Origin of the sequence: Paraburkholderia sp. RL17-380-BIE-A (assembly GCF_046028085.1) — a bacterium.
Taxonomy (GTDB): Bacteria; Pseudomonadota; Gammaproteobacteria; order Burkholderiales; family Burkholderiaceae; genus Paraburkholderia.
Genome location: NZ_JARESQ010000001.1, coordinates 558,073 through 583,674, shown reverse-complemented (window position 1 = coordinate 583,674; position 25,602 = coordinate 558,073). Strand labels below are relative to the sequence as shown.

Here is a 25,602-nt window from a genome sequence, read left to right as displayed (position 1 = left end):
TCTAACTCAACCGGATCGCCGAAATTACACTGTTTAGCACGATGGCATCCGCCGTTGCAGCGAACATGAGGTGTGAAATGAAAGCATGGCTTCTCCACGATTTTGGTCTCCCTAACCTACGCGCTGGTGAGGTGGAGACGCCCACGCCACAGCCGGGCGAGCTTCTGGTGAAGGTCGGCGCGGTATCGCTGAACTTCCGTGACAAGGCTATCGTTGATGGTATTTACGAGCCCGCGAGCGTACCCAAACCGCTAATTCCCGTGTCGGACGCAGCCGGCACGGTGGTCGCCATCGGTGACGGTGTAACCCGCTTCAAAGTCGGTGACCGCGTGAACTCGACGCTGTACTCGCGCTGGATCGACGGTGCGCCCGGTCCCGACGAACCGGCATATTGCCTTGGGATGCCGTTGCCGGGAGGACTCGCCGAATTCATGATCATCCACGAAGACAGCGCGGTGCCAGCGCCCGCGTCGATGAGCGACGAGGAAGCATCGACCCTGCCGATCGCTGCGTTGACCGCCTGGTACGCGCTGACCGACGTCGGCCACCTGGAATCAGGGCAAACGGTACTCGTGCAAGGAACGGGAGGTGTTTCGATCTTCGCGGCGCAGATCGCCATTGCCCATGGCGCACGTGTGATCGTCACGTCGAGCAAGGACGAGAACCTGGCGAAAGTGAAGGCGCTGCTCAATAGCGACAAGGTTGAAGGGATCAACTACAGGACGCATCCGAACTGGTCGGCGAAGGTGCTCGAACTAACCGGCGGTTTGGGGGCGGACGTGACGATCGACGTCGCGGGTGGGAACGGGATCAACCAGTCTGTTGTGGCCACCAAGGTGCAAGGCGTGATAGCGCAGGTTGGTTTCCTGACGGGACAGACGAGCGCTCTCGATCTGATGCCGCTGATCTTCCGGCAAACGACGATTCGCGGGATCGCGGTCGCGCCGCGCACGTCCTTTGAGCGCATGAACGTGTTCCTCAATGCACACAAGATCAAGCCCGTCATCGATCGCGTTTATCGCTTCGACGAGACCGTGCAGGCATTTGAACATCTTGCTCGCGGCCCCTTCGGCAAAGTCGTGATCAGCATCGGCGACGACTGATAAGCGCAGGGTCCGGGCGGCTGAGCTGTCAACGACTCCTCCAGGTTCGAGCCCCTCGGATTCAGCGCGCCGTGGTCGCTGAGTCCACGGAAGGATCACCTCCGGACTTAGCGACCATTGCTGCCTAAGATCGCGCTGCCGCCAGCGCGCGGCGCTGGCGCTTTACCAAAGTCTGTTTGTGAACTCAAAGCTGCCGTCGCCCAGCGACGCGTCGAGCGTCCTTTCCGGTCGAACCAGGTCAATGACCGCGGCCACCCGCGGGTTTGCCAGCCGGCTTGCGTGAACCCGCGGCTGGCTTGCCGACGGGTTTGCTGCGTGGCTTTTGCACGCTGAATGGGCTGCTGCCGGACAAGCTTGTGCCGCTTGTGCCGCTCGTGCCTTTTCCCGCGGCCGCAGCGCGTTGCGCCGCGGGCTTGCGTTTGTTTTCGCCACCTTGCGGGCGCGGTTTCTTGCTGAGCATCTGTATGGCGCCTGCCGCGGCATGCGGGACTTTGGGCTTCTTAGGCTTCTTGGGTTTCTTGATGATCTGGCCCGTCGCGCTGGTTTCCGGCACGCGGTGTTCGGCTTCAAAACCCGGCTCTTCTTCACGGGGCAGTGTTTGCCGGATCAGTGCTTCAATCGCGGCCAGTTGCGGCGCTTCATCGGCACACACGAGCGACACCGCCACGCCGCTGGCGCCGGCGCGTCCGGTACGGCCAATACGGTGTACGTAGTCTTGCGCCACGATCGGCAGGTCAACGTTGATCACCAGCGGCAGGTCGTCGATATCCAGCCCGCGCGCAGCCACATCGGTGGCTACCAGCATATGTACTTCGCGCGTCTTGAAGCGCTCCAGCGCACGCAGACGCGCGGGTTGCGGTTTGTCGCCGTGGATGGTGTCGACCGCATAGCCCGCTTCATCCAGCTTGGCCGCCAGGTAATCCACGCCATTGCGGGTTTTGACGAACACCAGCGCGTGTTGCCAGTTGTTCTCGGCCACGAGATGCATGAAGAGGTCTGGCTTGTTCCTCTTATCCACCGGCACTACCCATTGCTTGATCTTGCTGGCCGTCGCATTGGGCGGGCTGACGCTGATATTGACCGGGCCGCGCAGAATGCCCGCCGCCATGGCGCGGATATCATCGGTAAACGTGGCGGAGAACAGCAGGGTCTGGCGCTGAGCGGGCAACGCAGCAAAGACGGCGTTGAGTTCGCGCGCAAAGCCCAGATCCAGCATGCGGTCTGCTTCATCCAGCACCAGCGTTTGTACTTGATCAAACTGCACCGCATTTTGGCGATTGAGATCCAGCAAACGGCCCGGCGTGGCAACGAGCACATCCACGCCTTTGCGCAACTTCATCATCTGCGGGTTGATACTCACACCGCCGTAGGCGGCCAGAAATCGTAAGTCGAGGCCCTTGCCGTAATCGAGAAAGCTTTGCAGCACCTGTTCGGCCAGTTCACGCGTGGGCACCAGCACAAGAACACGCGCGCGGTTGCTGGACACCGCCGGGCCGTGTTGCACTAGCCGTTGCAGCAGCGGCAGCGCAAAACCCGCCGTTTTGCCCGTGCCGGTTTGTGCCGCTGCCATGACGTCCTTGCCACTGAGCACAGCAGGAATCGCCTTGGCCTGAATTGGCGTAGGCGTCTGATAATTGAGATCCTGCAGATTACGCAGCAAGGGATCGATCAGGCCAAGCGAGGCAAAAGACATTGGCGTATTCCGGGCTAAAGCCGCGATTTTAGCTGTTGCCGCCTGATTTCGGCGCAGATCATGGTCAAGCACATCGACGTTGATCGCCACTGAAAAACGTAGCTTGCCGGGCACCGCGTCCGCACGCTGTACTCGGTTAGCAATGACGTAATCGTGCACCGAAATCGGCGTTTGGCCCGTTATCTGCTCGACCAGATCTTTAGTGCCAGCGAACTCGCCTGCCTGATAGCCGCAATACCCCGCCGTAATGTGCTGGATGAAATACCGCGGCAATCCAAATTGGTTATGCGCTCGCCAGTATGGTGAATCGTACTGGCGCTTCAATCTCCGAAGCGGGCTGCCGCGATAGCTCGTTCGCCGCCTCGACTCACATCATCTCGGGGCGGCTCAGTTTCGTTCCGTCGGAAAAGCGGGCAAGTTGGTAGGGGTTAATGTCGAACTGCAGCGCCTCGTCCATTACCAGCCGGCTCACGAGCACCCCTGCGCCTGGCCCAAGTCCAAAGCCGTGTCCACTGAACCCGGACGCGATCACGAGACCGGGTTTCGCATTAACCTTCGAGATGACGGGAACGAGGTCCGGCGTCGTGTCGATCGCGCCCGCCCATGCGTGAGCGATCCGCAAGCCTGCGAGCTCGGGAAACACGCTGGCCACGTTTTGCAGGGCACGTCCGAGCCATTCGGTATCGGGCCGGGGATCCAGCACCCGCGTTGCTTCGAACGGCGAGACGTCATCGTCGCGCCAGTTCGCGCTTGCCTCCGGTCCGTGGAAGAAGCTGGCACCGACGCGAACTTTCAGTTTTTTCTTCAGCTTGCTGCGGAACATGGTGCGAAACTTCACCGAATGTCGCAGGTTTTGCGGTGCGAGTTCCACGCGTCCGTAGCCAGGAACAGCGATCGTGTAGCCGCCGTCCAACCGTCTCCTCAGCGCGAAGTTAGGCCCCGAGAAACAGCCTTCGATGACCCCCGGCGCCTCAGCAGTTCGCAACGCCGTTCCCATCACGTTGATGGAGGGTAGATCGATGCCGTGATGCTGGCAGAACAACGCGCTCCAGGCGCCTCCCGCGAGAACGACGGTATCGGCTGCGAGCCGGCCGCGTTCTGTCCAGATGCCGGAAACACGCCCCGCACTCGTGTCGAGACTTCGTACCGCGCAGTTCTGAAATACCTTCGCGCCGAGACCTTGCGCGCCGCGAGCAATCGCAGGCGCGGCTTTCGACGGCTCGGCGCGGCCGTCCGTGACCGACCACAGCCCGCCAGCCCATTTCGCGCGTCCGGACGGAATGCGCGCGGCCAACTCGCGCGCACTGAGGATTTCGCTGTCAAAGCCGACTTCCCGGGCGCGGGCCAGCCATAATTCCCATTGCGCGATGTCAGACTGATGCTCCGTGCCGTACAGGATGCCCGCCTGACGAAACCCAATGTCCTCGCCCAGTTCCTCGCTCAGTTCGCTCCAGCGCTTGAGGCTCTGCATCGCGAGGGGCAACTCATGGAGGTCGCGATTCTGCTGACGCACCCAGCCCCAATTGCGCCCCGACTGCTCGCAGCCGATGACGCCCTTTTCGAGCAGTGCCACCTGGACGCCGCGACGTGCCAGTTCATACGCAGTGCTGACGCCAATAATGCCGCCGCCTATTACCGCGACATCACATCGCTCGGGGAAACCTTCGCTGTCCGTGACTTCGTCGATCCTTAGCATTTCACCGCCGTTGGTTGCCGCTTACCGGTAGGTTACGGCTGTCGAGACCGTCGGAGATGCGCAAATGAAGGACGATTTCATCTTCCGAAGGTCATGGCCAAGATTTTGGTGTCTTCGACGGCTTCGCCGATAGGACGATCCTGTTGTATCCCAAAGCCATACAACAATAGGCCACCAGGCATTGAGGCAAATCGTCAATCGTCTACCGAAGAAGGCAGCGGTTCGCTCCGTCAGCGCTGGACGAGGACCACGTGCGCCTGGGTCTTTGCGTCGACCGGTCCCGTGCCGAATCGCTCAGCGATCGCGGTCTCACACGCTGTCGTAGCCTCGTCAATACCCGCACCATGACGGGCCTCGATCTCGTTGCGCAACGGCGTCCCCTGGCAATAGGCGACGGCCGCCACGCGAGCCGATGCCGCGCGGCTGCGCGCCGCAATCGTCTCGAACTGCGGCGCCGCACTGAAGCCCGCATCCGCGAGGTCGCGCGAAATGACTTGCGTGTCGAAATAGCCGTGCGGTGTGCGCACCATGAAGAGCGGCGGGTCCAGGGGGAAGAGGCTGGCGAGCGCCGCCGTGACGGTATCGGCTAACTCGTTTTCCTCGATACGATCCCAGACGTTGAACAGAAACACGCCGCCGGGCCGAAGTACGCGCCGAGCTTCGGAAAACGCGCGCGCTTTATCCGGAAAGAACATGGCCCCGAACTGGCAGACGACAACATCGAAACTCGCGTCGGCGAACGGTAGCCGGGTCGCGTCTGCCTGTTGCCATATTACTGACGTTGGAGTGCCGATTGCCGCGGCGCGATCGAGCATCGGCTGATTCAGGTCGGTTGCAACGAGGTCGACATGCGCGGGCAATGCATACGCCATCGCGCGGGTCACTACGCCAGTGCCGGCGGCGGTCTCAAGCACGTGGGACGGATGGTGCGTAGCTACCCGCTGCGCGAGATCCACCGCGTAGGGTTCGAAGATCAGCGGAACAAGGTGGCTTTCGTAGAGCTCGGGGATTGAGCCAGCGAAGCGGCTGTCGGTACCGATGCTACCCATAGCGCCTCCTTCATGCTCTTGCGGAAATTATAGGCGCAGTAAGACGTTTGACGGCCTTCCCCACGAACGCGTGGCGTTGCCCTTGAAGCAGTGATGTGGTCCAACCGTTGCGTCTAGATTCGGGAGAGGCGCTTTCTACCGGGATCGACGCACATGCTCGAACATGCATCGAACTTCATCGCCGTAGTCACCCTCACCCGAGACCAAGTTCGAAGCAGTCGAATCCAACCGGTTAGTTCATCAAAGCGAACGCTCGATTGCCTGCCCGAGCAGCGCCAGCCCCAGGTCGATCTCATCCTCGTGCACGGTCAACGGCGGCGCGATCCGGAAGACCCCACCCATACCGGGCAATTGCACGATATTCATGCTGAGCCCCAGGTTCATGCACTCGCGGGTGATTTTGGCGCCTAGTCCATCCGCCGGCTCCTTGGTGCGGCGGTCTTTGACGATCTCCATGCCGAGGAGCAGCCCTCGTCCGCGAATGTCGCCGATGCACTCGAAGCGTTCCATCAGATCCAGCAGCCCGCGTTTGAGTCGCGCGCCCATCACGTTCGCACGCGCAACAAGCCCTTCACGCTCGACCACATCCAGCACCCGCAGACCAACGGCCGCAGGAAGCGGGTCGGACACATGGGTCGTATAGAACAGATAACCCAGTTCATGGGCGCGCTCTTCGATCTCGGCCGAGGTCACGACGGCCGCGAGCGGCAGACCGGCGCCCAGCGTCTTCGACAGGGTAAGAATATCGGGCGTGACGCCGTCGCGCTGGCAGGCGAACATCGTGCCCGTACGCCCGATGCCGGTTTGCGCTTCATCGAGAATCAGCAGCATGCCGCGCTCTTCACATTTGCGCTTCAGTGCGGCCATGTAGCCTTCCGGCAGTTCGATGATGCCGCCGGAACTGAGAATCGGCTCGGCAATAAAGGCGGCGAGATTGCCACTCGACTGACGATCGATGAGATCGAACGCGTAGTCCAGCTCCGCCAGATAATCGTATTCACCATGGCGCTCGAAACGCGGCCGGTACGGGAATGGAGCAGGGATTGCAAACGAGCCGACGGCGGCGGGGCCGACGCCTTTGCGACCGGCGCTGTAGGTCGCGGATGCCGCACCGCCCGTCATGCCGTGCCACGACTGCGCGAAGCCGACGATTTCATATTTGCCGGTGACCAGCTTTGCCATGCGAATGGCGGCCTCATTCGACTCCGCGCCTGTACTGAGCAGCAGAGCCCGGTCGAGTCCGTCAGGGGTGATCTCGGCCAACCGGGTCGCCAGGTCGACAACCGGACGCGAAAGCATCCCGCTAAAAAGGTGATCGAGCTTGCCGGCGTATTCATTGATGACCGCCACGATGTCCGGATGGCTGTGCCCAAGCACCGCGCTCATTTGCCCCGAGGTGAAATCAAGAATCGCGCGGCCGTCCGCGTCATAGACGAAACTGCCCTGCGCGCGCTCGATGATCATCGGCTCGAAGGTGCCGCCGTAGCGAATCAGGTGCTGCCTGGCGTTGCGCCAGAAAGTTGCATCGTTGTTCCGGGACACTTTGCTTCTCCTTGGCTTGGGCGGGAATGCTTGCAGTCTAAATGGCTCTCTGGTTTCATAGAACCTAATAGTTCTTATGGAAGATAGAAGTGGGCCTAATATCTTGAGTCTTTCACTCGAAATCGATCTGCTGCGTTCGTTCATCGTCGTGGCCGAAGTCCGGTCGCTCAGCCGTGCGGCGAACCGGATCGGCCGGACCCAGTCCGCGCTGAGTCAGCAGATGAAGCGCCTCGAAGAAATCATCGACCAGCCGCTGTTCCAGCGCACGGGGCGCGGCGTGGTGCTGACGAATCCCGGCGAACGCCTGTTGATCCACGCGCAACGCATTCTGCGACTGCACGACGAAGCGATCGCCGATCTGTCGGGCAAGGGGCTGTCGGGCACGATCCGCTTCGGCTGCCCGGACGATTACGCCGCTGTTTTCCTGCCGCAATTACTGCGTCAGTTTTCGAGCCTGCATCCTCATGCGCTGGTGGAAGTCGTCTGCGCGCCAACGCCGCGCTTGCTCGAACAACTGGAAATGCATGCGCTGGATCTTGCGATGATCTCGTTGCCGGAAGACGCGGCCAACGACGACATCATTCGTCGCGAACCGTTAGTCTGGGTCGGCTGCCCGGGACTGGATTCCGCGCACTTCGACCCGTTGCCGCTGGCGCTCTCCGATCCCGACACGCTCGACCATGTGGCAGCGTGCGAAGCGCTGCGACGCGCGGGCAGGGCTTACCGCATCGCCTATGCGAGCAGCAGTCTCGCCGGTCTCACGGCGCTGGTCCGTTCGGGCCAGGCGTTCGCCGTCATCACGCAGACTGCCGTCGCCGCCGATCTCCATGTACTCAATGGCGATCCGACGCTTCCGCCATTGCCTACTATCGGCATTTCCCTGAAGTTCGAGCGGAAGCGTCCCGCTCATCTGATCACGGTATTCGCGGAACACATCAGGCTGACACTGCCGTTGCTGTGATCGATCGGACTCGGAAGAGGGCGGTGGTCCAGCGATGGGCGGCGCTCAGTTCAGTCGCCTGTCGCGTGCCGGTGGTTTGCGCGAGATGCAGCAGTGATCGGCCGTAAGTGCGCGACCTCACGGTCCGAATTCCTCGACCATCAAATCAATGAAAGCGCGCAATTTCGGCGTAGCGCGCCTCGCGGTAAAGAGCGCGTGCATTGGGCGTTCCGGCGCCTCGTACTTGCGCAGAAGACGTACGAGCCGGCCTGCGGCAATGTCGTCCCTGACCGCGATCTCCGGCGCGAGCGCGATGCCAAAGCCGTCAATCGCAGCGGCGATCAATGCCTTCGTATCGTTGGCCTGAAAGCGCCCGCTGACCGTTACCGCATGTTTGCCGCGCGCGCTGCTGAAGACCCATTCGTTGTATGGAGGTAGCGACGTGAAGGAAAATCCAAGGCATTCATGCCTGGCCAGTGCTTCCGGCGTTTTAGGTTCACCACGCTCTTCCAGATAAGCCGGCGACGCACAGGCGAGCAGTCGGTACGGCATGAGTGGTTTCGCGATCATCGACGAATCCGACAGCGCGCCGAGCCGGATCGCCACCTCATACCCTTCATCCACGAGATCCACAAAACGATCGGTCAACGTGAGATCGACCTGGACTTCGGGATGCTCGCGAAGATAACGGGTAATCAACGGCGCGAGGCAACACGATCCAAATGTGACCGGAGCAGTGACACGCAGGCGTCCGCGCGGCGAGGCTGAGAAATCCATCGCTACCGATTCCGCCGCCTCGGCGTCCGCCAAGAGGGCCTTGCAGCGCTCATAGAAAATCTGGCCGATTTCAGTGAGGCTCTGGCGCCGGGTTGTCCGGGCAAGGAGCGGCGCGCCGACGCGCTCTTCGAGTGCGATCACATGTCGTCCAGCCATTTGCGACGAGATACCGAAGGCGAGAGCGGCCGCCGCAAACGAGCCGCTTTCGGCGGCTTTCACGAAGATAGCCATGCTGGTCAGGCGGTCCATGATTCCCCACTCATAGTTTCTACAGGCGAACCAGAATCATCGTTTATCTCGGTTAGGTTTTCAATCATAGTGATTGCACGGTGCGGGCGGTGAATGGCGCCGCCCGCAGGTCCAACAGGAGATTGAAAATGAAGATGGGTATTCTGGGTGCGGGATTTCTTGGCAGGGCGCTCGCGACGCTGGCAAAGCAGAACGGCTACGAGGTGATGATCAGCAATTCGCGAGGCCCGGAAACGCTGATGAGCACGGCTGCGGCGACAGGTTGCCGCGTCGGAACCGCGCGTGAGGCGGCGGTATTCGGCGACATTGTCGTGATCTCGGTGCCGCTGCGCAGCTATCTCACGCTGCCGGTTGCGGAACTGGAAGGGAAGATAGTGATCGACACCTGCAACTATTATCCCGAACGCGACGGCCATATCGATGCGTTGGACCAGTACACCCTGACCACCAGCGAACTGATGGCGCGCCACTTGCACAGAGCCAGGCTCGTGAAGGCGTTCAACGCGATACTCGCGAGGGATCTCGAAACCGACGGCGTCCCGACTGGAAGACCCGATAGACGCGCGTTGCCAATCGCAGGGGACGACGTTGCGGCAAAGCAGGCGGTCGCCGGCATTCTCGATCAATTCGGCTTCGATGCGGTCGATGCGGGCTCGCTGTCCGCGAGTTGGCGCTTTGAACGGGCGAAGCCCGCCTATTGCGTTCGGCTGGATCGTGCCGGGCTTCTGGAGAAGTTGGCGCAAGCCGAGCGAAATGTGGAGTTGCCGCATGGTTCGTGGCGGCACTAGGCATCTCATTGCTTTGGGCAAGCGGCGGCGCGGATGTGCATCTGGGAGCGTTTCTTTCGATCGGGACGACGGAAGCGATCATCGTGGGAAGAATGAGCGGTGGAGTTTCATGCCCCTGACCAGACCACATTAATATCTTTTCCGACCTAATCCAGCCAGAAAAATATATTGGACGTCTTACTCGCTCTCTCGCATTATTCGTCCATTCTCGTCGCACACCGTCCGCGCTATCGCACGCCACCGCTCACGGGGCAGTGGTAAGCCATCATCGCCCGTCAAGGCACGACTGGCCGGGCTGCGCCGAGGCAAGTCAAATTTAAACGACCCCAATATCTGAGGATACAGATGCCTGAATATCGTTCACGAACTTCGACTCATGGTCGCAACATGGCCGGCGCGCGCGCCTTGTGGCGCGCTACCGGCATGAAGGACGGTGATTTCGGCAAGCCCATTATTGCGGTGGTGAATTCGTTCACCCAGTTCGTGCCGGGCCATGTGCATTTGCGCGACCTCGGCGCGCTGGTCGCGAAGCAGATCGAAGCGGCCGGCGGCGTCGCCAAGGAATTCAACACCATCGCAGTGGACGACGGCATCGCCATGGGCCACGGCGGCATGCTGTACTCGTTGCCCTCGCGCGAACTGATCGCCGACTCGGTGGAATACATGGTCAACGCGCACTGCGCCGACGCCATGGTCTGCATCTCCAATTGCGACAAGATCACGCCGGGCATGCTGATGGCCGCTATGCGCCTGAACATCCCGGTGGTCTTCGTCTCCGGCGGTCCGATGGAAGCCGGCAAGGTCAAATCGCCGAAAGACGGACAGGTGATCGCCAAGATCGACCTGATCGACGCGATGATCAAGGCGGCCGACTCGAGCGTCAGCGACGCGGAAGTCGCGGAAATCGAGCGCAATGCCTGCCCGACGTGCGGTTCCTGCTCGGGCATGTTCACGGCGAACTCGATGAATTGCCTGACCGAAGCGATCGGTCTGGCGCTGCCCGGCAACGGCACGATCGTCGCCACGCACGCATGGCGCAAGGGGCTGTTCGAGCAGGCGGGCCGTCTGGTGGTGGACTTGTGCCGCCGCTACTACCAGGAAGAAGACGCGTCGGTCCTGCCGCGCAGCATCGCCACCAAGCAGGCATTCGAGAACGCCATGGCGCTCGACGTGGCCATGGGCGGTTCGACCAATACCGTGCTTCACCTGTTGGCGGCGGCGCAGGAAGCCGGTGTCGATTTCACCATGTCCGACATCGATCGCATCTCGCGCAAAGTGCCGTGCCTGTGCAAAGCCGCGCCCGCTACCGACAAATACCATATCGAAGACGTGCACCGTGCCGGCGGCATCCTCGGCATTCTCGGCGAACTGGCGCGCGCGGACCTGCTCGACCTGTCGTGCGGCAACGTGCATAGCGGCACGCTGGGCGATGCGATCGCCAAATGGGACATCGCGGGCGGTGCGGGCGAAGAAGCGCAGAAGTTCTTCCGCGCGGCTCCGGGCGGGATTCCGACCACCGTCGCGTTCAGCCAGGAAGCCACGTTCACCTCGCTGGATACCGATCGCAAGACCGGCTGTATCCGCAGCAAGGAGAGTGCGTATTCGAAAGACGGCGGTCTCGCGGTGCTTTACGGCAACCTCGCGGACAAGGGTTGTATCGTCAAGACCGCGGGTGTCGACGAATCGCAGTGGATTTTCTCGGGGCGTGCGCGCGTTTTCGAGAGCCAGGACGATGCTGTCGAAGCCATTCTGGGCGACAAGGTCGTGGCCGGCGATGTGGTCGTGATCCGCTACGAAGGCCCCAAGGGCGGTCCCGGCATGCAGGAAATGCTTTACCCGACGTCGTATCTGAAATCGAAGGGCTTGGGCAAGACCTGCGCGCTCTTCACCGACGGCCGTTTCTCCGGCGGTTCGTCCGGGCTGGTGATCGGGCACGCGTCGCCGGAAGCGGCCGAAGGCGGCACGATCGGCCTGGTGGAAGACGGCGATGTGATCGAGATCGACATTCCCAAGCGCAAGATGCACCTGGTGGTGTCGGACGAGGAACTGGCGAGCCGCCGTGCAGCCATGGAAGCCCGCGGCGACAAGGCGTGGATGCCGGTTGCTCGCGAGCGCGTAGTGTCGCAGGCGTTGCAGGCCTATGCGGCGCTGGCCACCTCCGCCGACCGCGGCGCGGTGCGCGATATCTCGCAACTGAAGCGCAAGTGAAGTGCCAAGGTCCTGTCGCGGTCAGGCGATCAGGACCAGGAGTCGACACGCCGGGTAATGCCCGGCGGTCGCGTTGCTGCTCGAGCTGAAAAGCGTCGGGCAGCGACTGTCCCTGACGGCCGCGCCCTTGCAACGAGGGCAGGCCGCGTGGACTTTCCGCGCACAGAGTTCACTGCGCGTGGCGTCGGCAGATCAGCACCTGCCGCGTATGAGGCTACGCAGCCGAATACTTCGGACGCGCTTCGCGTTCCAGATACCCCAGACAGAGCGACTCGAGTTGGCCGCGAAGCTTGCGGATCATCGATTGCGGCGGCTTCCCTTCAAGCAGCGAACGTACGGGGCCGGCCAATGCGCCCATGAACATGAAAGTGGTCGTGGGAATGTCGTCAAAATGCGCGTCGGACGCCGTCTTTAGCATAGCCTCTAGCGCCACGCGGTGACGCGACTGCACTTCGCGAACGTAGTCGCGCGAGTCGAGTTCGAGCGCCACCGCGTATAGAGCACGCGATTCGTCCAGATTCTCCGTTTTTGCCTTCACGAATGCCGCAACGACAGCCTTCACCATCGTCGACAAAGAGGCGCTGTGCGCTGACAAGGCGGCGGCCTCCATTGCGCTCACCACCTTTTCCAGATGCCGTTGCAGCACGGCGAAGAGAAGCGCCTGCTTTTGCGGGAAGTACTGGTAAAGCGTGCCGACCGAAACGCCGGCTCTCTCCGCCACCCGGATCGTGGTGAGCCGCTGCAACCCCTCGGCCAGCAAAACCTGAATAGTCGCGTCGAAAATCGCGTCCACGGTCGCCTGGGAACGCGCCTGCTGTGGCTGCTTGCGGGCGTTCAGCCCCTGTCCGTTATCCGTGCGCATATGCGAATTCACAATCTGAATGATTATTCGTATTCTATTCGAACGCGTTGCAGCTACTGCAACAACAATCCGAACGAAGGAGTGCATCGATGACCGAAGTTACGCGGGCAGGTACTTTTCAACTTGGCGAGCGTCCTGTGACGCGCATGGGATACGGTGCGATGCAGCTAGCGGGGCCGCACGTTTTCGGGCCACCGAAAGACCGCACCGCGGCGATAGCGGTGCTTCGTGCTGCAATCGAAAGCGGAATCACCCACATCGATACGAGCGATTTTTACGGCCCCCATGTCACGAATCAGCTCATTCGCGAGGCGCTTCATCCTTATCCCGATGCGCTAACGATCGTCACGAAGGTGGGCGCCAGCCGAGGGAGCGATGCCTCGTGGAACCTTGCGTCGTCGGCGGCCGAACTGGAATCGGCGGTGCATGACAACCTTCGCCATCTCGGTCTCGATGCGCTCGACGTCGTGAACTTTCGCGTGATGTTCGACGTGGGTGCACCGGCCGAGGGCGATATCGAGGCGCCGCTAACCGCGCTTGCGGAACTTCAGGCGAAAGGCTTGATTCGTCACATCGGGTTGAGCAATGTGACCGCAAAGCAGATCGCGCAGGGACGCACGATCACGAAGATTGCGTGCGTGCAGAACATGTACAACCTCGCGCATCGTAACGATGACGCGCTGATCGACAGTCTTGCCGAAGATGGCATCGCGTATGTTCCGTTTTTCCCGCTCGGCGGCTTCTCTCCGCTGCAGGCCGAAGCGTTGAGCGCTGCTGCAGACCAATGCGACGCGCCACCAATGCAGGTGGCCCTTGCCTGGTTGTTGCAGCGTTCGCCGAACATCCTGCTGATACCTGGCACCTCGTCGGTCGAGCATCTGAAGCAGAACATCGCCAGCGTGAACCTTCGTTTGCCAGAGGATGTCTTGTCGTCGTTGGACACCATCGGTTCCGGGAATACGAAAGACTAAGGTGCTCATCTGCCACGAGGTGTGGTCGCGCGTGAAAACGTGGACGAACGTCCTGAACATGCTGGCGCGTTGCCATAACCCTTCACAAAGCGACCATGCTGCATTTCGATCGTCCCATGATCGACTGCCGATAAAAAGACGGTAATTATCAAACGGAGCGGCCAAACCTAAGATGCCTCCATGATTCGGGTCGGACCTGATCCGATCCGCCACCGTGCCATCGGCACACCAGATCAGGGAGCATCGCAATGGATATCCGGACGAGCGGCGCGAGAATTCGCGTCAGGGAGCAGGGGGAGGGAGAACGGGCACTCGTGTTCCTTCACTACTGGGGCGGATCGTCCCGCACTTGGGACGGCGTCGTCGGCCGCTTGTCGACGCCATGCCGAACCGTTGCCACCGATCATCGCGGATGGGGTGACTCGGACGCGCCGGAGCACGGCTACACGATTGCCGATCTCGCGAACGATGCACGAGAGGTCATCGAAACACTAGGACTGCGGCGCTACATTCTGGTCGGTCATTCAATGGGCGGAAAAGTAGCGCAGTTGCTTGCGTCCCGGCGACCAGCGGGATTGCAGGGCCTGGTGCTCGTGGCGCCGTCGCCGCCTTCGCCCATGGCTCTTCCTGAAGAGCAGCGCGCGGCGATGGCAGCAGCCTATGATTCGCGCGAGTCGATCGAGTGGGTGCTGGACAACGTACTCACGGCGAATCCGCTCACGCCGGCCTGTCGTGAGCAAGTCGTCGCCGACAGCCTGCGCGGTGCGCCGCAAGCCAAAGCTGCGTGGCCACGCACCGCCATGCTCGAAGACATTACTGACGATGTGAGGTCCATCAATGTCCCCGTGCTGGTGATTGCCGGCGAGTTGGACAAAGTTGATCGTGTGGAGACGTTACAGAAGGAGTTGCTGCCCCGGATTGCAGGCGCGCGCTTGCAGGTATTGCCGGGCATCGGCCATCTGTCGCCGCTCGAGGCACCCGAGGCGGTCGCGGCGGCGATCGAGAAGTTCGTGGCCGCCGAAAACGCCGCCGCATAGCTCGTGCATAGACGACGTGTCACGCGCATGCGGCGCCAGGCTGAGCGGCACGCCGCTTCTGCCGTCTAGGACTTCACCCGTTTCGGCTTGTCGGAGGAACGACGCGGGCTGGCGCTACGCCGTGTCGGAATGCGATCCCACGGCGGATCGTCTCCGAATGCCGCCACCAGATGCTCGAGGAACCGGCGCACTTTGAGTGGCAAGTGACGCGCGCTCGGATAGACCGCCTGGATCGTCAATTCCGAGGTGTGGTACTCCGGCAGCAGTTCGACGAGTTTTCCAAGCGCGATCTGCTCTCCAAACACGAACGAGGGTCCATAAACGATACCGGCTCCGGCGAGTGCCGCGGCAAGCAGCATCTGGGTGTTGTTGGCCGAGATCCGGCTCGGCCCGTCGATCACATGCGACCGGCGTTTCGCATCGACCAGCGTCCAGTCTCCTACCGACACCGCTTCACTGAACGTGAGCCGCGGCGCCTGCCGCAGGTCGTCCGGATTGCGCGGCGCTCCGTGACGCCTGAGATAATCTGGGGACGCGCAGATCACCATTCGGCACGGTGCGAGCCGGCGTGCGATCAACCCCGAATCGGGCAAACGCCCAATTCGAATCGCAATATCAACGCCGGCTTCGAGCAGGTCGACATAGCGGTCACTCAACGACACTTCGATTTTGACCTGCGGATTGTCTTCCACAAAGCTCGCGAGCACGTCGCCGAGATGCATGGCGCCGAAAGTGACCGGAGCGGAAATGCGCAGCACGCCACCAGGGGCTCCGTGTGCATCGCCCGCCTCGCGATTGGCCTCGTCGTAGGCTTCGAGGATCTGTTTGCAGCGTTGGTAATAGTTTTGACCGATATCGGTCAGGCTCAGACGGCGCGTCGTGCGCTGGAGCAGTCTTACATTCAGTTCGGCTTCGATCGCACTCACGTATTTGCCGGCCATCGCGGCGGATAACCCGAAGCGTCGCGCGGCGGCTGCAAGACTGCCTTCATCGACCGCCGCGACGAACACGCCCATGCCAGTCAACCGGTCCATTTGCTCCTCGATTCGATAGCTGGATTATCGGATGGGTCAGCATAAACGAAAATACCCAACTTCCAGCCAACTCCAGGAAACGGGAACGCAGCAACTTTGCTGCGACAGGCGAAGTCATGCGAAGTCAGGCGATCGCGGCCTTCGCCATCAGCCCCAATGCGACGCATATCAGGATCGTCGCGAAACCGAGTTGCACCCGGTGCGCCGGGAGACGGTGCGACGCGGCGCGTCCTGCGAGCATGCCCGCGCCTGTGGCGAGGCTGAACCACAGCACCACTTCGAGCGGTAGCGAAGCGCCGTGGCGCATCGTGGCGATGACACCGCCACCGCCGACCAGCGTGATGACCAGAAGCGAGGTGGCCACGACACCGTGCATCGGCACGTTGGTCAGCTTGCGCATCATCGGCACGATGATGAATCCTCCGCCGACACCGAGCATGCCGGTCATCAGTCCGGTAACCGCACCCGTTGCCGCGAGCGCCGCGCCCGTCGCCCACGACCAGACGAGCCGGCCGGTCGCGGGGTTGACGCGCGCCACGCACAGCGCCGATTCGGGCTGCGGTGCCGCACCGCTGCGGAGTGTCTGGCGTAGCAGCCGGACCGCGACGATCAGCATCACGCTCGCAAAGAGCGCAAGCAGCAGGCGTTGTGGCAACGCGTGGGCGAGACGGGCGCCCACGGCGGTCGCTGGAATGCCGGCGATCGCCATGAACAGCGCCGCACGATATCGGACCAGCCGCTTGCGGAAGGCTTCAAGTGCGCCGACCGCGGCACTGCTCGATACGGCGACGAGCGCGACCGGCGTGGCCTGCTGCATTGGCCAGCCCATCCCGAACACCAGCGCGGGCACCGCGAGAATGCCGCCGCCCGCGCCCGTCAGACCAAGCAACGCGCCGACGATCGCGCCGAGAAGAAGTGAGATCAGCATCGATAGCCTTGAGGGTTGATGACAAGCCGCCGCTCATTCGGCGAGACGGGGATGGGCGAGCCACTCCTTGCCTTTGAGCATGCCGCGCCAATAGAGCGGCGGCAGGATGCGCTCCTTCAGCAGCCAGGCGAGCCGCGATGGATGCTTGCCGTCGATCAGCCAGCCGGGGAACGTCGGTGCGACCTTGCCCCCGTAGAGAAACTCGGCAAGCACGATCTTGCCGCGTTCGACCGTGAGCGGACACGATCCGTATCCGTCGTACGTTGCGACACCCGACATAGCGCCGAGCGCCGCGAGCACGTTGTGCGCGACGACGGGCGCCTGCTTGCGAGCGGCGGCCGCTGTCTTTGCGTTGGGCGTGTTCGTCACGTCGCCGAGCCCGTAGACGTTATCGAAGCGCTTGTGGCGCAGCGTGCTCTGGTCGACGTCGACCCAGCCCGCCGCGTCGGCAAGCGGACTGACGGCGATGAAGTCGGGCGCCGTCTGCGGCGGCACCACGTGGATCATGTCGAATTCCGTTTCGACACGTTCGGGCGCGCCGCCCGCCACCGTACGCGTGAAAGTGGCGCGCTTCGCCTCGCCGTCGATCGCGCTCAGGTTGAATCCGAAATTCAGCTTGATGCCGTAACTCTCGACGTATTTCATCAGCGCGGGCACGTAGTCGGCCACGCCGAACAGCACCGCTCCCGCGTTATAAAACTCGACGTCGATCCCGCCGAGCCTCCCGGTGCGCTGCCAGTGATCGGAGGACAGATACATCGCCTTTTGCGGCGCGCCGGCGCATTTGATCGGCATCGGCGGCTGCGTGAAGAGCGCGCGTCCGCCCTTTAGCCCCTGTACGAGGCGCCACGTGTACGGGGCGAGGTCGTAGCGATAGTTCGAGGTGACGCCATTGCGGCCGAGGGTCTGCGGCAACCCTTCGACGGCGTTCCAGTTGAGCTTGAGCCCTGCGCAGACGATGAGCTGGCTATACCTGACAACGCGGCAACCCTCGAGCACCAGCGCATTGTTCTCTGGCTCGAACGCCGCTACGGCGGCCTTGATCCGGTGCACCCTGGCCGGCAGCACGTCGTCCATGGTGCGCGCCGTCGTCTCGGGCCGGAACACACCGGCGCCGACCATCGTCCAGCCCGGCTGGTAATAGTGCGTGTCGGCCGGATCGATCACGGCGATATCCAGACCCGGCGCGCGCGCGAGCAGGCTCGACGCTGTCGCGATGCCCGCGGCGCCGGCCCCCACGATGACGACGTCATGCCGCTCCTGTGAGACGACGAGGGGCGACGCGATCCGCCCGGCAAGGCCGGTCAGGTCGTGGCCGGCAGCTTGCGGGTTCGTGTGCTTTCTGATTTCCATTGCTTCTCCTAACTATTGTGCCGACGCTCAACGCACCCGTCAGAGCGCATTCACCGGAATCTTGATGTACGAAACACCGTTACTCTCGGGCTCGGGCAGATGGCCGGCGCGCATGTTCACCTGAACGGAAGGAAGAATCAGAACAGGCATATCGAGCGTCGCATCGCGGGCCTTGCGCATTTCGACGAAGGCCTGCTCGGGTGTTCCTTCGCGTACGTGAATGTTGTGCTCGCGTTCGTCCGCGACCGAGCTTTCGTACTGCACCGGACGGCCACCCGGCTGATAGTCGTGGCACATGTAAAGGCGTGTTTGCGAAGGCAGGCTCAGGACACGGCGGATCGAGCGGTACAGGGTGGATGCGTCGCCGCCCGGAAAGTCGCAGCGGGCGGTGCCGTAATCGGGCATGAAGAGCGTGTCGCCCACGAATGCCGCGTGATCGTCGCCGTCGCTCACGACATAGGTGACGCACGCCGGCGTGTGGCCGGGCGTGTGCATCACGCGCACTTGCAACTGTCCCAGGGCGAAGGTTTCGCCGTCGGCGAAGAGGTGATCGAACTGCGAGCCGTCGGTGGCAAACCCATGCCCGGCATTGAAGAGCTTGCCGAACACCTGCTGCACGCGCGTGACCTGATCGCCGATCGCGATTCGCCCGCCTAGCCGTTCCTTGAGATACGGCGCGGCGGACAGATGGTCCGCGTGCACATGCGTCTCCAGCAACCATTGCACGCTTGCGCCTAGTGCTTCGACGCGGGCGGCTAGCCGGTCGGCCGACACGGTTCGCGTCCGGCCCGACTTCGGGTCGTAATCGAGCACGCTGTCGATCAGCGCGCATTGCTGCGAGCGCGGATCCAGCAGCAGATAGCTGATGGTCCACGTGGCGGGGTCGAAGAATCCTTCGACGATAAATTGGCTGGCTGTCATTGCAGTCGTTCCTCGTGCCGGACGGGCTGTCCAGCAACATTCGGAGGCGACTTCAATCAAGTATCGTGCCAATCGCGCCTTAGTTTCGCGCGGAGGTTCTAAATCCATGATCTACATCGATTTTTATGTGCCCCACAACGTTCTGAACCGGCGCGCGCCAGAGAGAACGTCCAATGGCGGACTGCCACTGTCTGCCATGTGGCAGTCGTGGCAGAAATGGCAGTCGGCGCGTATAGTGCTCCTTCCTCGACGAATTTCCGGTCTGCGACCATGATCCTGCCCGAGCCCTCATCCGCCCCGAGCGCTTCGTCTGATGCGATGCCCGCGCAGCCTGGCGCCCCCGAGATTGCCGCTCTCGTCTCCTATCTGGAATACGACCCGCAGCCGTCGATCGTGCTCGACCCGGACTACCGCATTCTTGCGGCCAACACTGCGTACCGGCGGCAGTTCGGGGTCGCGGGGCAGCCGCACGTTGGGCGCCGTTGCTACCAGGTATCGCACCACTACGACGTACCGTGCGACCAGGCGGGCGAGCATTGCCCGATGAAGCGGGCGTCCGAACTCCGCAGCGCGGATCGCGTGCTGCACATCCATCACACGCCGCGCGGCCCCGAGCATGTGGACGTGGAATTGCGGCCAATCTTCGACACGCGGCGCGAGATCGTCGCGTATGTAGAGCGGCTCTCGACGGTGCGCGGCGCCTCCGCGCGGCCAAGCGTAGACGGGTTGGTGGGACGCGCGCCTGCGTTCAACGAAGCGCTCGCGGCATTGCAGCGTGTCGCGCCCTCGATGTTGCCTGTCCTGCTGCTCGGCGAGTCCGGCACGGGCAAGGAACTGTTCGCCCATGCGCTGCACGAGGCGAGCGATCGGGCACAACGGCCGTTCGTGGTGGTCGACTGCTCTGGCATCACGGAGACGCTGTTCGAAAGCGAATTGTTCGGCTACGAGAAAGGTTCGTTCACCGGTGCCGTCAACCGCAAGCCTGGGCTCGTCGAGACGGCCCAAGGCGGGACTCTGTTTCTCGACGAAATAGGCGATGTGCCATTGTCGATGCAGGTCAAGCTGCTGCGTCTCATCGAGACGGGCGCATTTCGCCGCGTCGGCAGCGTGGAGACGCAGCGCGCGGACTTCCGGCTCGTCGCCGCAACGCACAAGCCCCTTGAGCAGATGCTGGCGGCCGGACAGTTCCGCTCGGACCTGTATTTCCGGATCAGCGCGTTCCCGATTCGTTTGCCCGCGTTGCGCGACCGCGCCGACGACATTCCATTGCTGGTGGATTCGACGCTGCAACGCATCGCCTCGGGGCGCGACACCGCTCCGCGCAAGACTTCGGTCGCACCGGAGGCGCTCGCACTGCTACGCGCGTATCGCTGGCCGGGCAATATTCGCGAGCTGCGCAATGTGCTCGAACGCGCGAGCCTGCTGGCCGACGATGGCGTGATCCGGCCGGAACATCTGCCGGAGATGGTCAGGGGCGAGGTGCCGTCGGCGAGGCCAGAGCATGCCGCCTTACGCCATGCTGGTCGCACGAAGCTCACGGATGCCGAACTGGCCCGCATAGCAGCGGGTTTCGTGGGGATGCGCAGAGACCTTGCAGCACAACTCGGCATTAGCGAGCGCACGCTGTACCGGCGGCTGAAGGCTCTCGACGAGGTTGACTCCAACGGCGAGCACTAAAGAAAAGCATTGCGCGCGATGACCGTCCGCGGCGTAGAAAAAGCGCAGTGCAGGCGGTTCAAATGCACGCCATCTGGCGTGCGCGCTGTGCCAGGCATTCCGGCCACCGGGCGCACTATCAACACGAGAAACACGAAGCGAATTGGCAATCAGCTCGGGTCCCGCGAGGCAACTCTCGCCTCATCAAAAGATCACAACCGCGGTCGCTTGCCTTACCCCCAAACCTGAAAACTCATTTGCGCCGAGGGCACTACCGGCGCGGTTTGCCAGAACGTAAATTCATTTCACGACTTCGCTGCAAACACAGCGGAGCTGGCCAACCTTGATTTCAGGAGCAACAACATGCTTGATCGCACCGACGCAGCCCTTCTGGAAGACGACACCAACGTCACCGATAGCGCGCAATACTTCGAATACACCAAAGCGGCCAACCCGATTGGCGCAAAGCTGATTTCACGCGTTCCCTTCAAGACGTTCCCCGCTGACCTGTATGCCGACGGGCCGACTCGCGTCGTTGCGCTCGATCTGTCAGCGGAACTGGGTTGCGACGCGCCGGCGACCGGCCCGGGGTTGGTCGCCAACTTCGTTCGGATTCTGAAGGGAGAGCGCGTCGAACTGGACCCGCTGGCCACATCGCAGATTTTCTATGTCATTCGCGGATCGGGATCGGCGGTGCAGGGCGGACACACGATTTCATTTACGCAAGGCGCGTTCTTCTCGTTGCCCGGCGGTATCGAATCCACGATTTCGGCGCTCGAAGATGTCGCGTTGTACTACGTCACCGACGCGCCATTGCTGACTTACCTCGGAGTGGATTCGGTTTCTCCGCGATTCGCCCCGACCTTGTATCCGGCGGAACGCGCCGAGGCCGAACTGCAGAAAGTCGCCAAGGATACGCACGCCGCGCTTCGTAGCCGTATTTCCGTGCTGCTGGCCAACGCCAGTTTTCCGCAAACCCGCACGGTGACGCACGTGCTGTGGGCTATGTTCGGTTTGCTTCCCGGAAAGTCGGTTCAGAAGCCGCACCGTCATCAGTCGATTGCGCTGGACTTTATCGTTGATTGTCCGCAGGGATGCTATAGCCTCGTCGGCACGGAACTGGACGAGCAGGGCAATATTGCGGACGCCACCCGAGTCGATTGGGCGCCGGGCCTCGCGTTCGTGACGCCGCCGGGATACTGGCACGCCCACTTCAATGAATCGGACGAAGATGCCCGGCTCATTCCCATTCAGGACGCCGGCTTGCAAACTTATTTGCGCGCACTGGATATCCGCTTTGCCAAATAAGCAGGCTGTCATCGAAAAATAGAAAAGTCTCTGTCCGTCTTACTCGGCGAGCCCGTCGCGCACTTCCAGTGCGTGACGGGCTCGTCATTGAACTGATCGCATGCCAAGGGTTTTGCACAAACGGCATGGGCGCAGCCTCGGCCTTCTGCCATCTGTTCCGGCGAACGAATTCGGGTTCAGCACGCACGCCGGCGGTGTGAAGGCTGATATCGTAAGCTACCCTGCATTGACAGTGCGTGCCGGCTGAAACGCCCAGACTCGATTGAAGGGCGCCGCGCCCAGCCGCAGTCCACTTTGGATTTCCACATGGATTACTTCGCAGCAGTCCGGACATTCGTGCGCGCAGCCGAACTGGGTAGTCTCACTCGCGCTGCCCAGGAGTTGTCCATCAAGACGTCGACCGCGTCGCGACATTTGAACGAACTCGAAGCCGATCTCCGCATTGCGCTTTTTAACCGGTCGACTCGTGGGCTCTCGCTCACGGAGGGCGGCAAGGTGTTCTACTCGCGCGTCTCGGAGGTGCTCACTCAGTTGAAGGATGCCAAGGACGCGACGTCGTCGCTCAACCAGAGTCCTTCCGGGGTGTTGCGTGTGACGCTGCCCGTTTCGTTCGGGCGCAAACACGTCGTGCCGCACATCGGCGAATTCATGGACCGGTATCGCGATATCGATGTCGATGCAATTTTCACGGACGACGTCCTCAATCTCATCGAGTCACAGGTCGATCTGGGCATCCGCATAGGCGCGTTGCAGGATTCGTCGCTGATGGCCCGGCGTCTCGCGCCACACAGCGAGTTGGCATGCGCGGCGCCGGCGTATGTGAAGGCGAGCGGCGCACCCGTTACGCCCGCTGCGCTGAAAGATCACGCTTGCGTGATGTTCTCGCGAACAGTGGGGAATGTCTGGTACGTGAGGCCTCGGGCAGACACGGCGTCCGAGTGGCAGAAGGCGAGCGCGAGCGGCCGCCTCACGATCGACGATACCGATGCGTTGCTTGCAGTCACGTTGGCTGGAAGAGGGATCGCACTACTGCCCAGCTGGCTGGCGGACGAAGCACTCGGCGACGGTCGTCTCACACGCATATTGCCGGACTGGGAGATCCGTTCGTCGCGCGAAGAAGCTTCGATCTGGGCGGTTTATCCGAGGAAGAAAACGGTGTCGTCCAAGGTTCGGTCGTTTATCGACTTTCTCGCTGAAAAACTTGGCGAGAAGGCGCGCTGACACACCACGACCTGTCGGATTCGTCAGCGCCTCGCGCGGCGAGTGCAATCACTCCTCGCATTTCACGTCCTTCTTTTGCACGACGATAATCACCGGATACGTTCCCCGGTCCAGTTCGACGCGCGCGACCACGGCCATCGTCGTACTGTCGATATCGTCGTACACGCTGACTTTTTCATTCCGAAGGCTCGTGATGCCGGTACAGCCCGACGCGCGCCCCTCGTCGGAGACCTTGCATTGGATCGGGTTGTCCGCGAGGAAGCGATATCTGTCTCTGTCAGGGGTCGCCAGGTATTCGCGAAAGCTCTGTGCCGCGCCACCGATGCCGGTGACATACCCGATCGCGCACTCCAGTTTGGGCGTCGCGCTACCCGCGGGTGTTTCGGCGTTCGTCGTCGCGCTCGCGGCCGCGATGACGACCGCGAGTGTCGATGCAAGGAGGTATTTCATGGCGCATGTCACGGTTGTCGGATCGAAGTGCTGGATTGTAAAGGCATCTCGCCCAACGCGGCGCCACCGTCGCCGTGGGTAGGTCTAGCGGATCTCTCTGGCCACGCTTTGCAGCTTCAGGAAGGCGCGGTAGCGCGCCTCGTGCAGTTGCGCGATGTCGCTCGCGCCCGGTTCGTAGGTCTTGCTGATCTGCGACATCCTCGCCATTGCCGAGCGCACGTTATCGAACTGGCCGCCTGCCACGCCGCCCAGCATGGCGGCACCCAGCAGCACGGGCTCTTCCGCCTGCGTGGCGAGCACGGGTTTGCCCGTTGCATCCGCGAGCAGTTGCCGAACCAGATCGAGCCGCCCAGCGCCGCCGCTGATCACCACCCGCTCGATCGGCGCACCCGCGTTGGCCTGCGTTTCGATGATCTGCCGAAGCCCGTAACCGATACTGCACAGGCCCGCAATGTAGAGGGCGACGAGGCTGTCCAGGTCGTCTTCCATTCCAAGGCCCGCAATCACGGCCCTTGCGTGCGGGTCGGCCAGCGGAGCACGGTTCCCCAAGAACTCCGGCACGACATGCAGGCCGCCGGCCAGCAACGCGGTGCCTGACACACTATCGGCCGACTGCACGGCGAGGGCGGCGAGCAGGGCCGGCAAGGACTGGCCCTCGCGCTGCGCGCGAAGCCGTGCGTCGGAAGACGCGGGATGCATGGCAAGCAGTCGTTCGATGGCCGCGCCGGCTACCGATTGGCCGCCCTCGTTGAGCCAGGCATCCGGCACCATCGCCGAAAAATACGGTCCCCACACGCCGGGTACGAAGACCGGACTGCGGGTCGTGGTCATCGTGCACGACGAGGTGCCGAACACATAGGCGAGACAGGACTCGGGATCGCCGTCGGCGCCGACCGTGCCGATGCCACCGGCATGGGCGTCGATCACGCCCGTGGCGACCGGCGTTCCGGTTCGCAGGCCGAGTTGCGCGGCGGCGTCCGCGGTCAGGCCGCTGCCCAGCGGCGTGCCCGGATCGACGACTCGCTGGCCGATGCGCGCAAAGCTTTCGTCCGCCAGCACGCCAAGGCCGACGCTGCGGAAGTAGCTCTCGTCCCAGCGCCGCTCGTGCGCCAGATAGGTCCACTTGCAAGTGACCGTGCAGGTCGACCTGGCCAGATCGCCGGTTGCGCGCCAGGTCAGGAAGTCGGTCAGATCGAAGAACTGCCAGGCCGCCGCGAAGACGCCCGGCCTGTTCTCGAGAAGCCACAGCAGCTTGGGCGTCTCCATTTCCGGCGAGATCTTGCCGCCGACATAGTTCAGCACCTCGTGACCCGTCGCGTTGATGCGCTCCGCCTGCGCCACGGCGCGGTGATCCATCCAGACGATGATGTCGCGCTCGGCCTGCTCCGAGGGGCCCACCGGCAATGGCTGGCCGCCCGCACCGAGCACGACGAGCGAACAGGTGGCGTCGAAGCCGATCCCGGCGACCTGAGCCGGCGACACGGCGGCCTGCGACAGCGCGTCTTTCACGGAATCGCAGACAGCCGTCCAGATTTCGCCACTCGACTGCTCGACGATGGAACCGCTCGCATGGAACAGCGTGATGTCACGCCTGGCCGACGCCACCATACGGCCGGCGAGGTCGAAGAGTCCGGCCCGGGCACTGCCCGTGCCGACGTCCACGCCGATGACATAGCGCGCGTCGCGCGCGCTGTCTGCCGGGCTGTGGGTCGCACTGTGGGTCGATCTTTGACTCGCGCCGGAAGTCGGGTTCTCTGAGGTCATGGCTTGCTGCCTGCTCACTATCGCGTTAGGGGTTAGGGGTAGCGTTTCTGAA

The 25,602-nt window shown here is 62.5% G+C and carries 21 protein-coding genes; 9 read left to right on the top strand and 12 right to left on the bottom strand.

What is annotated here, in order from left to right; all coding sequences use genetic code 11:
• Positions 1-41: 41 nt before the first annotated feature.
• Positions 42-1,103 carry a zinc-dependent alcohol dehydrogenase family protein gene (locus tag P0D68_RS02585; RefSeq protein ID WP_408467984.1) on the top strand — a complete coding sequence of 354 codons (1,062 nt, stop codon included), beginning with the start codon at positions 42-44 and terminating at the stop codon, positions 1,101-1,103.
• A 238-nt stretch (positions 1,104-1,341) separates the two neighbouring features.
• On the opposite strand, the gene P0D68_RS02580 is transcribed toward P0D68_RS02585, so the two are convergent.
• The 4 genes from P0D68_RS02580 to P0D68_RS02565 all read right to left on the bottom strand — a co-directional run bounded on the left by P0D68_RS02580 (position 1,342) and on the right by P0D68_RS02565 (position 7,083).
• Positions 1,342-2,796, bottom strand: a complete 1,455-nt coding sequence (locus P0D68_RS02580) for a DEAD/DEAH box helicase (protein WP_408300218.1) — start codon at positions 2,794-2,796, stop codon at positions 1,342-1,344.
• A 367-nt stretch (positions 2,797-3,163) separates the two neighbouring features.
• The gene (locus P0D68_RS02575; RefSeq protein WP_408300170.1) at positions 3,164-4,492 is read right to left on the bottom strand and encodes an NAD(P)/FAD-dependent oxidoreductase; all 1,329 of its coding nucleotides are present in this window, start codon (positions 4,490-4,492) and stop codon (positions 3,164-3,166) included.
• A 230-nt stretch (positions 4,493-4,722) separates the two neighbouring features.
• Complete coding sequence (locus P0D68_RS02570; protein WP_408300168.1) at positions 4,723-5,541, bottom strand: class I SAM-dependent methyltransferase; 819 nt, start codon at positions 5,539-5,541, stop codon at positions 4,723-4,725.
• A gap of 240 nt (positions 5,542-5,781) precedes the next feature.
• The gene (locus P0D68_RS02565) at positions 5,782-7,083 is read right to left on the bottom strand and encodes an aspartate aminotransferase family protein (protein WP_091806899.1); all 1,302 of its coding nucleotides are present in this window, start codon (positions 7,081-7,083) and stop codon (positions 5,782-5,784) included.
• 76 nt (positions 7,084-7,159) lie between these two features.
• Here P0D68_RS02565 and P0D68_RS02560 point away from each other — a divergent pair, with 76 nt between their 5' ends.
• Positions 7,160-8,044: a LysR family transcriptional regulator gene (locus tag P0D68_RS02560; RefSeq protein ID WP_408300166.1), complete on the top strand. Its 885-nt coding sequence runs from the start codon at positions 7,160-7,162 to the stop codon at positions 8,042-8,044.
• Positions 8,045-8,161: 117 nt separating this feature from the next.
• Here P0D68_RS02560 and P0D68_RS02555 read toward each other — a convergent pair whose 3' ends face one another.
• Positions 8,162-9,049, bottom strand: a complete 888-nt coding sequence (locus P0D68_RS02555) for a LysR family transcriptional regulator (protein WP_408300164.1) — start codon at positions 9,047-9,049, stop codon at positions 8,162-8,164.
• Between the two features lie 80 nt (positions 9,050-9,129).
• On the opposite strand from P0D68_RS02555, the gene P0D68_RS02550 reads away from it, so the two are divergent.
• Together P0D68_RS02550 and ilvD are read left to right on the top strand one after the other, a co-directional pair.
• Entirely contained in the window at positions 9,130-9,837 is a 708-nt protein-coding gene (locus P0D68_RS02550) for an NADPH-dependent F420 reductase (RefSeq protein WP_408300162.1), read from the top strand.
• A 345-nt stretch (positions 9,838-10,182) separates the two neighbouring features.
• Positions 10,183-12,045, top strand: coding sequence for a dihydroxy-acid dehydratase (gene ilvD, locus P0D68_RS02545; protein ID WP_091806910.1), 1,863 nt, complete (start codon positions 10,183-10,185; stop codon positions 12,043-12,045).
• A 214-nt stretch (positions 12,046-12,259) separates the two neighbouring features.
• Here ilvD and P0D68_RS02540 read toward each other — a convergent pair whose 3' ends face one another.
• Positions 12,260-12,907 (bottom strand): TetR/AcrR family transcriptional regulator, encoded by a 648-nt coding sequence (locus P0D68_RS02540; RefSeq protein WP_408300160.1) that lies wholly within the window; start codon positions 12,905-12,907, stop codon positions 12,260-12,262.
• An 89-nt stretch (positions 12,908-12,996) separates the two neighbouring features.
• Here P0D68_RS02540 and P0D68_RS02535 point away from each other — a divergent pair, with 89 nt between their 5' ends.
• The gene (locus P0D68_RS02535) at positions 12,997-13,878 is read left to right on the top strand and encodes an aldo/keto reductase family oxidoreductase (protein ID WP_408467983.1); all 882 of its coding nucleotides are present in this window, start codon (positions 12,997-12,999) and stop codon (positions 13,876-13,878) included.
• A gap of 248 nt (positions 13,879-14,126) precedes the next feature.
• On the top strand, positions 14,127-14,915 hold the full coding sequence (locus tag P0D68_RS02530) for an alpha/beta fold hydrolase (protein WP_408300156.1): 789 nt from the start codon (positions 14,127-14,129) through the stop codon (positions 14,913-14,915).
• 65 nt (positions 14,916-14,980) lie between these two features.
• Here P0D68_RS02530 and P0D68_RS02525 read toward each other — a convergent pair whose 3' ends face one another.
• From P0D68_RS02525 to P0D68_RS02510, 4 genes are all read right to left on the bottom strand, one after another.
• Positions 14,981-15,949 carry a LysR family transcriptional regulator gene (locus tag P0D68_RS02525; RefSeq protein ID WP_408300154.1) on the bottom strand — a complete coding sequence of 323 codons (969 nt, stop codon included), beginning with the start codon at positions 15,947-15,949 and terminating at the stop codon, positions 14,981-14,983.
• A gap of 124 nt (positions 15,950-16,073) precedes the next feature.
• Positions 16,074-16,877: a sulfite exporter TauE/SafE family protein gene (locus tag P0D68_RS02520; RefSeq protein ID WP_091806921.1), complete on the bottom strand. Its 804-nt coding sequence runs from the start codon at positions 16,875-16,877 to the stop codon at positions 16,074-16,076.
• A gap of 33 nt (positions 16,878-16,910) precedes the next feature.
• On the bottom strand, positions 16,911-18,230 hold the full coding sequence (locus P0D68_RS02515) for an NAD(P)/FAD-dependent oxidoreductase (RefSeq protein WP_408300152.1): 1,320 nt from the start codon (positions 18,228-18,230) through the stop codon (positions 16,911-16,913).
• Between the two features lie 39 nt (positions 18,231-18,269).
• Positions 18,270-19,151 carry an MBL fold metallo-hydrolase gene (locus P0D68_RS02510; protein WP_408185521.1) on the bottom strand — a complete coding sequence of 294 codons (882 nt, stop codon included), beginning with the start codon at positions 19,149-19,151 and terminating at the stop codon, positions 18,270-18,272.
• A gap of 318 nt (positions 19,152-19,469) precedes the next feature.
• Between P0D68_RS02510 and P0D68_RS02505 the strand changes: the two genes are divergently transcribed.
• The 3 genes from P0D68_RS02505 to P0D68_RS02495 all read left to right on the top strand — a co-directional run bounded on the left by P0D68_RS02505 (position 19,470) and on the right by P0D68_RS02495 (position 23,336).
• The gene (locus P0D68_RS02505; RefSeq protein WP_408300216.1) at positions 19,470-20,828 is read left to right on the top strand and encodes a sigma-54 interaction domain-containing protein; all 1,359 of its coding nucleotides are present in this window, start codon (positions 19,470-19,472) and stop codon (positions 20,826-20,828) included.
• 342 nt (positions 20,829-21,170) lie between these two features.
• Positions 21,171-22,115: a cupin domain-containing protein gene (locus P0D68_RS02500; protein ID WP_408300150.1), complete on the top strand. Its 945-nt coding sequence runs from the start codon at positions 21,171-21,173 to the stop codon at positions 22,113-22,115.
• A 306-nt stretch (positions 22,116-22,421) separates the two neighbouring features.
• Positions 22,422-23,336, top strand: a complete 915-nt coding sequence (locus tag P0D68_RS02495; protein WP_408300148.1) for a LysR family transcriptional regulator — start codon at positions 22,422-22,424, stop codon at positions 23,334-23,336.
• A 48-nt stretch (positions 23,337-23,384) separates the two neighbouring features.
• On the opposite strand, the gene P0D68_RS02490 is transcribed toward P0D68_RS02495, so the two are convergent.
• A complete protein-coding gene (locus P0D68_RS02490) occupies positions 23,385-23,786 on the bottom strand; it encodes a hypothetical protein (protein WP_408300146.1) in 402 nt (133 codons plus the stop codon).
• A gap of 84 nt (positions 23,787-23,870) precedes the next feature.
• Complete coding sequence (locus tag P0D68_RS02485) at positions 23,871-25,550, bottom strand: FGGY-family carbohydrate kinase (protein ID WP_408300144.1); 1,680 nt, start codon at positions 25,548-25,550, stop codon at positions 23,871-23,873.
• Positions 25,551-25,602: the final 52 nt, after the last annotated feature.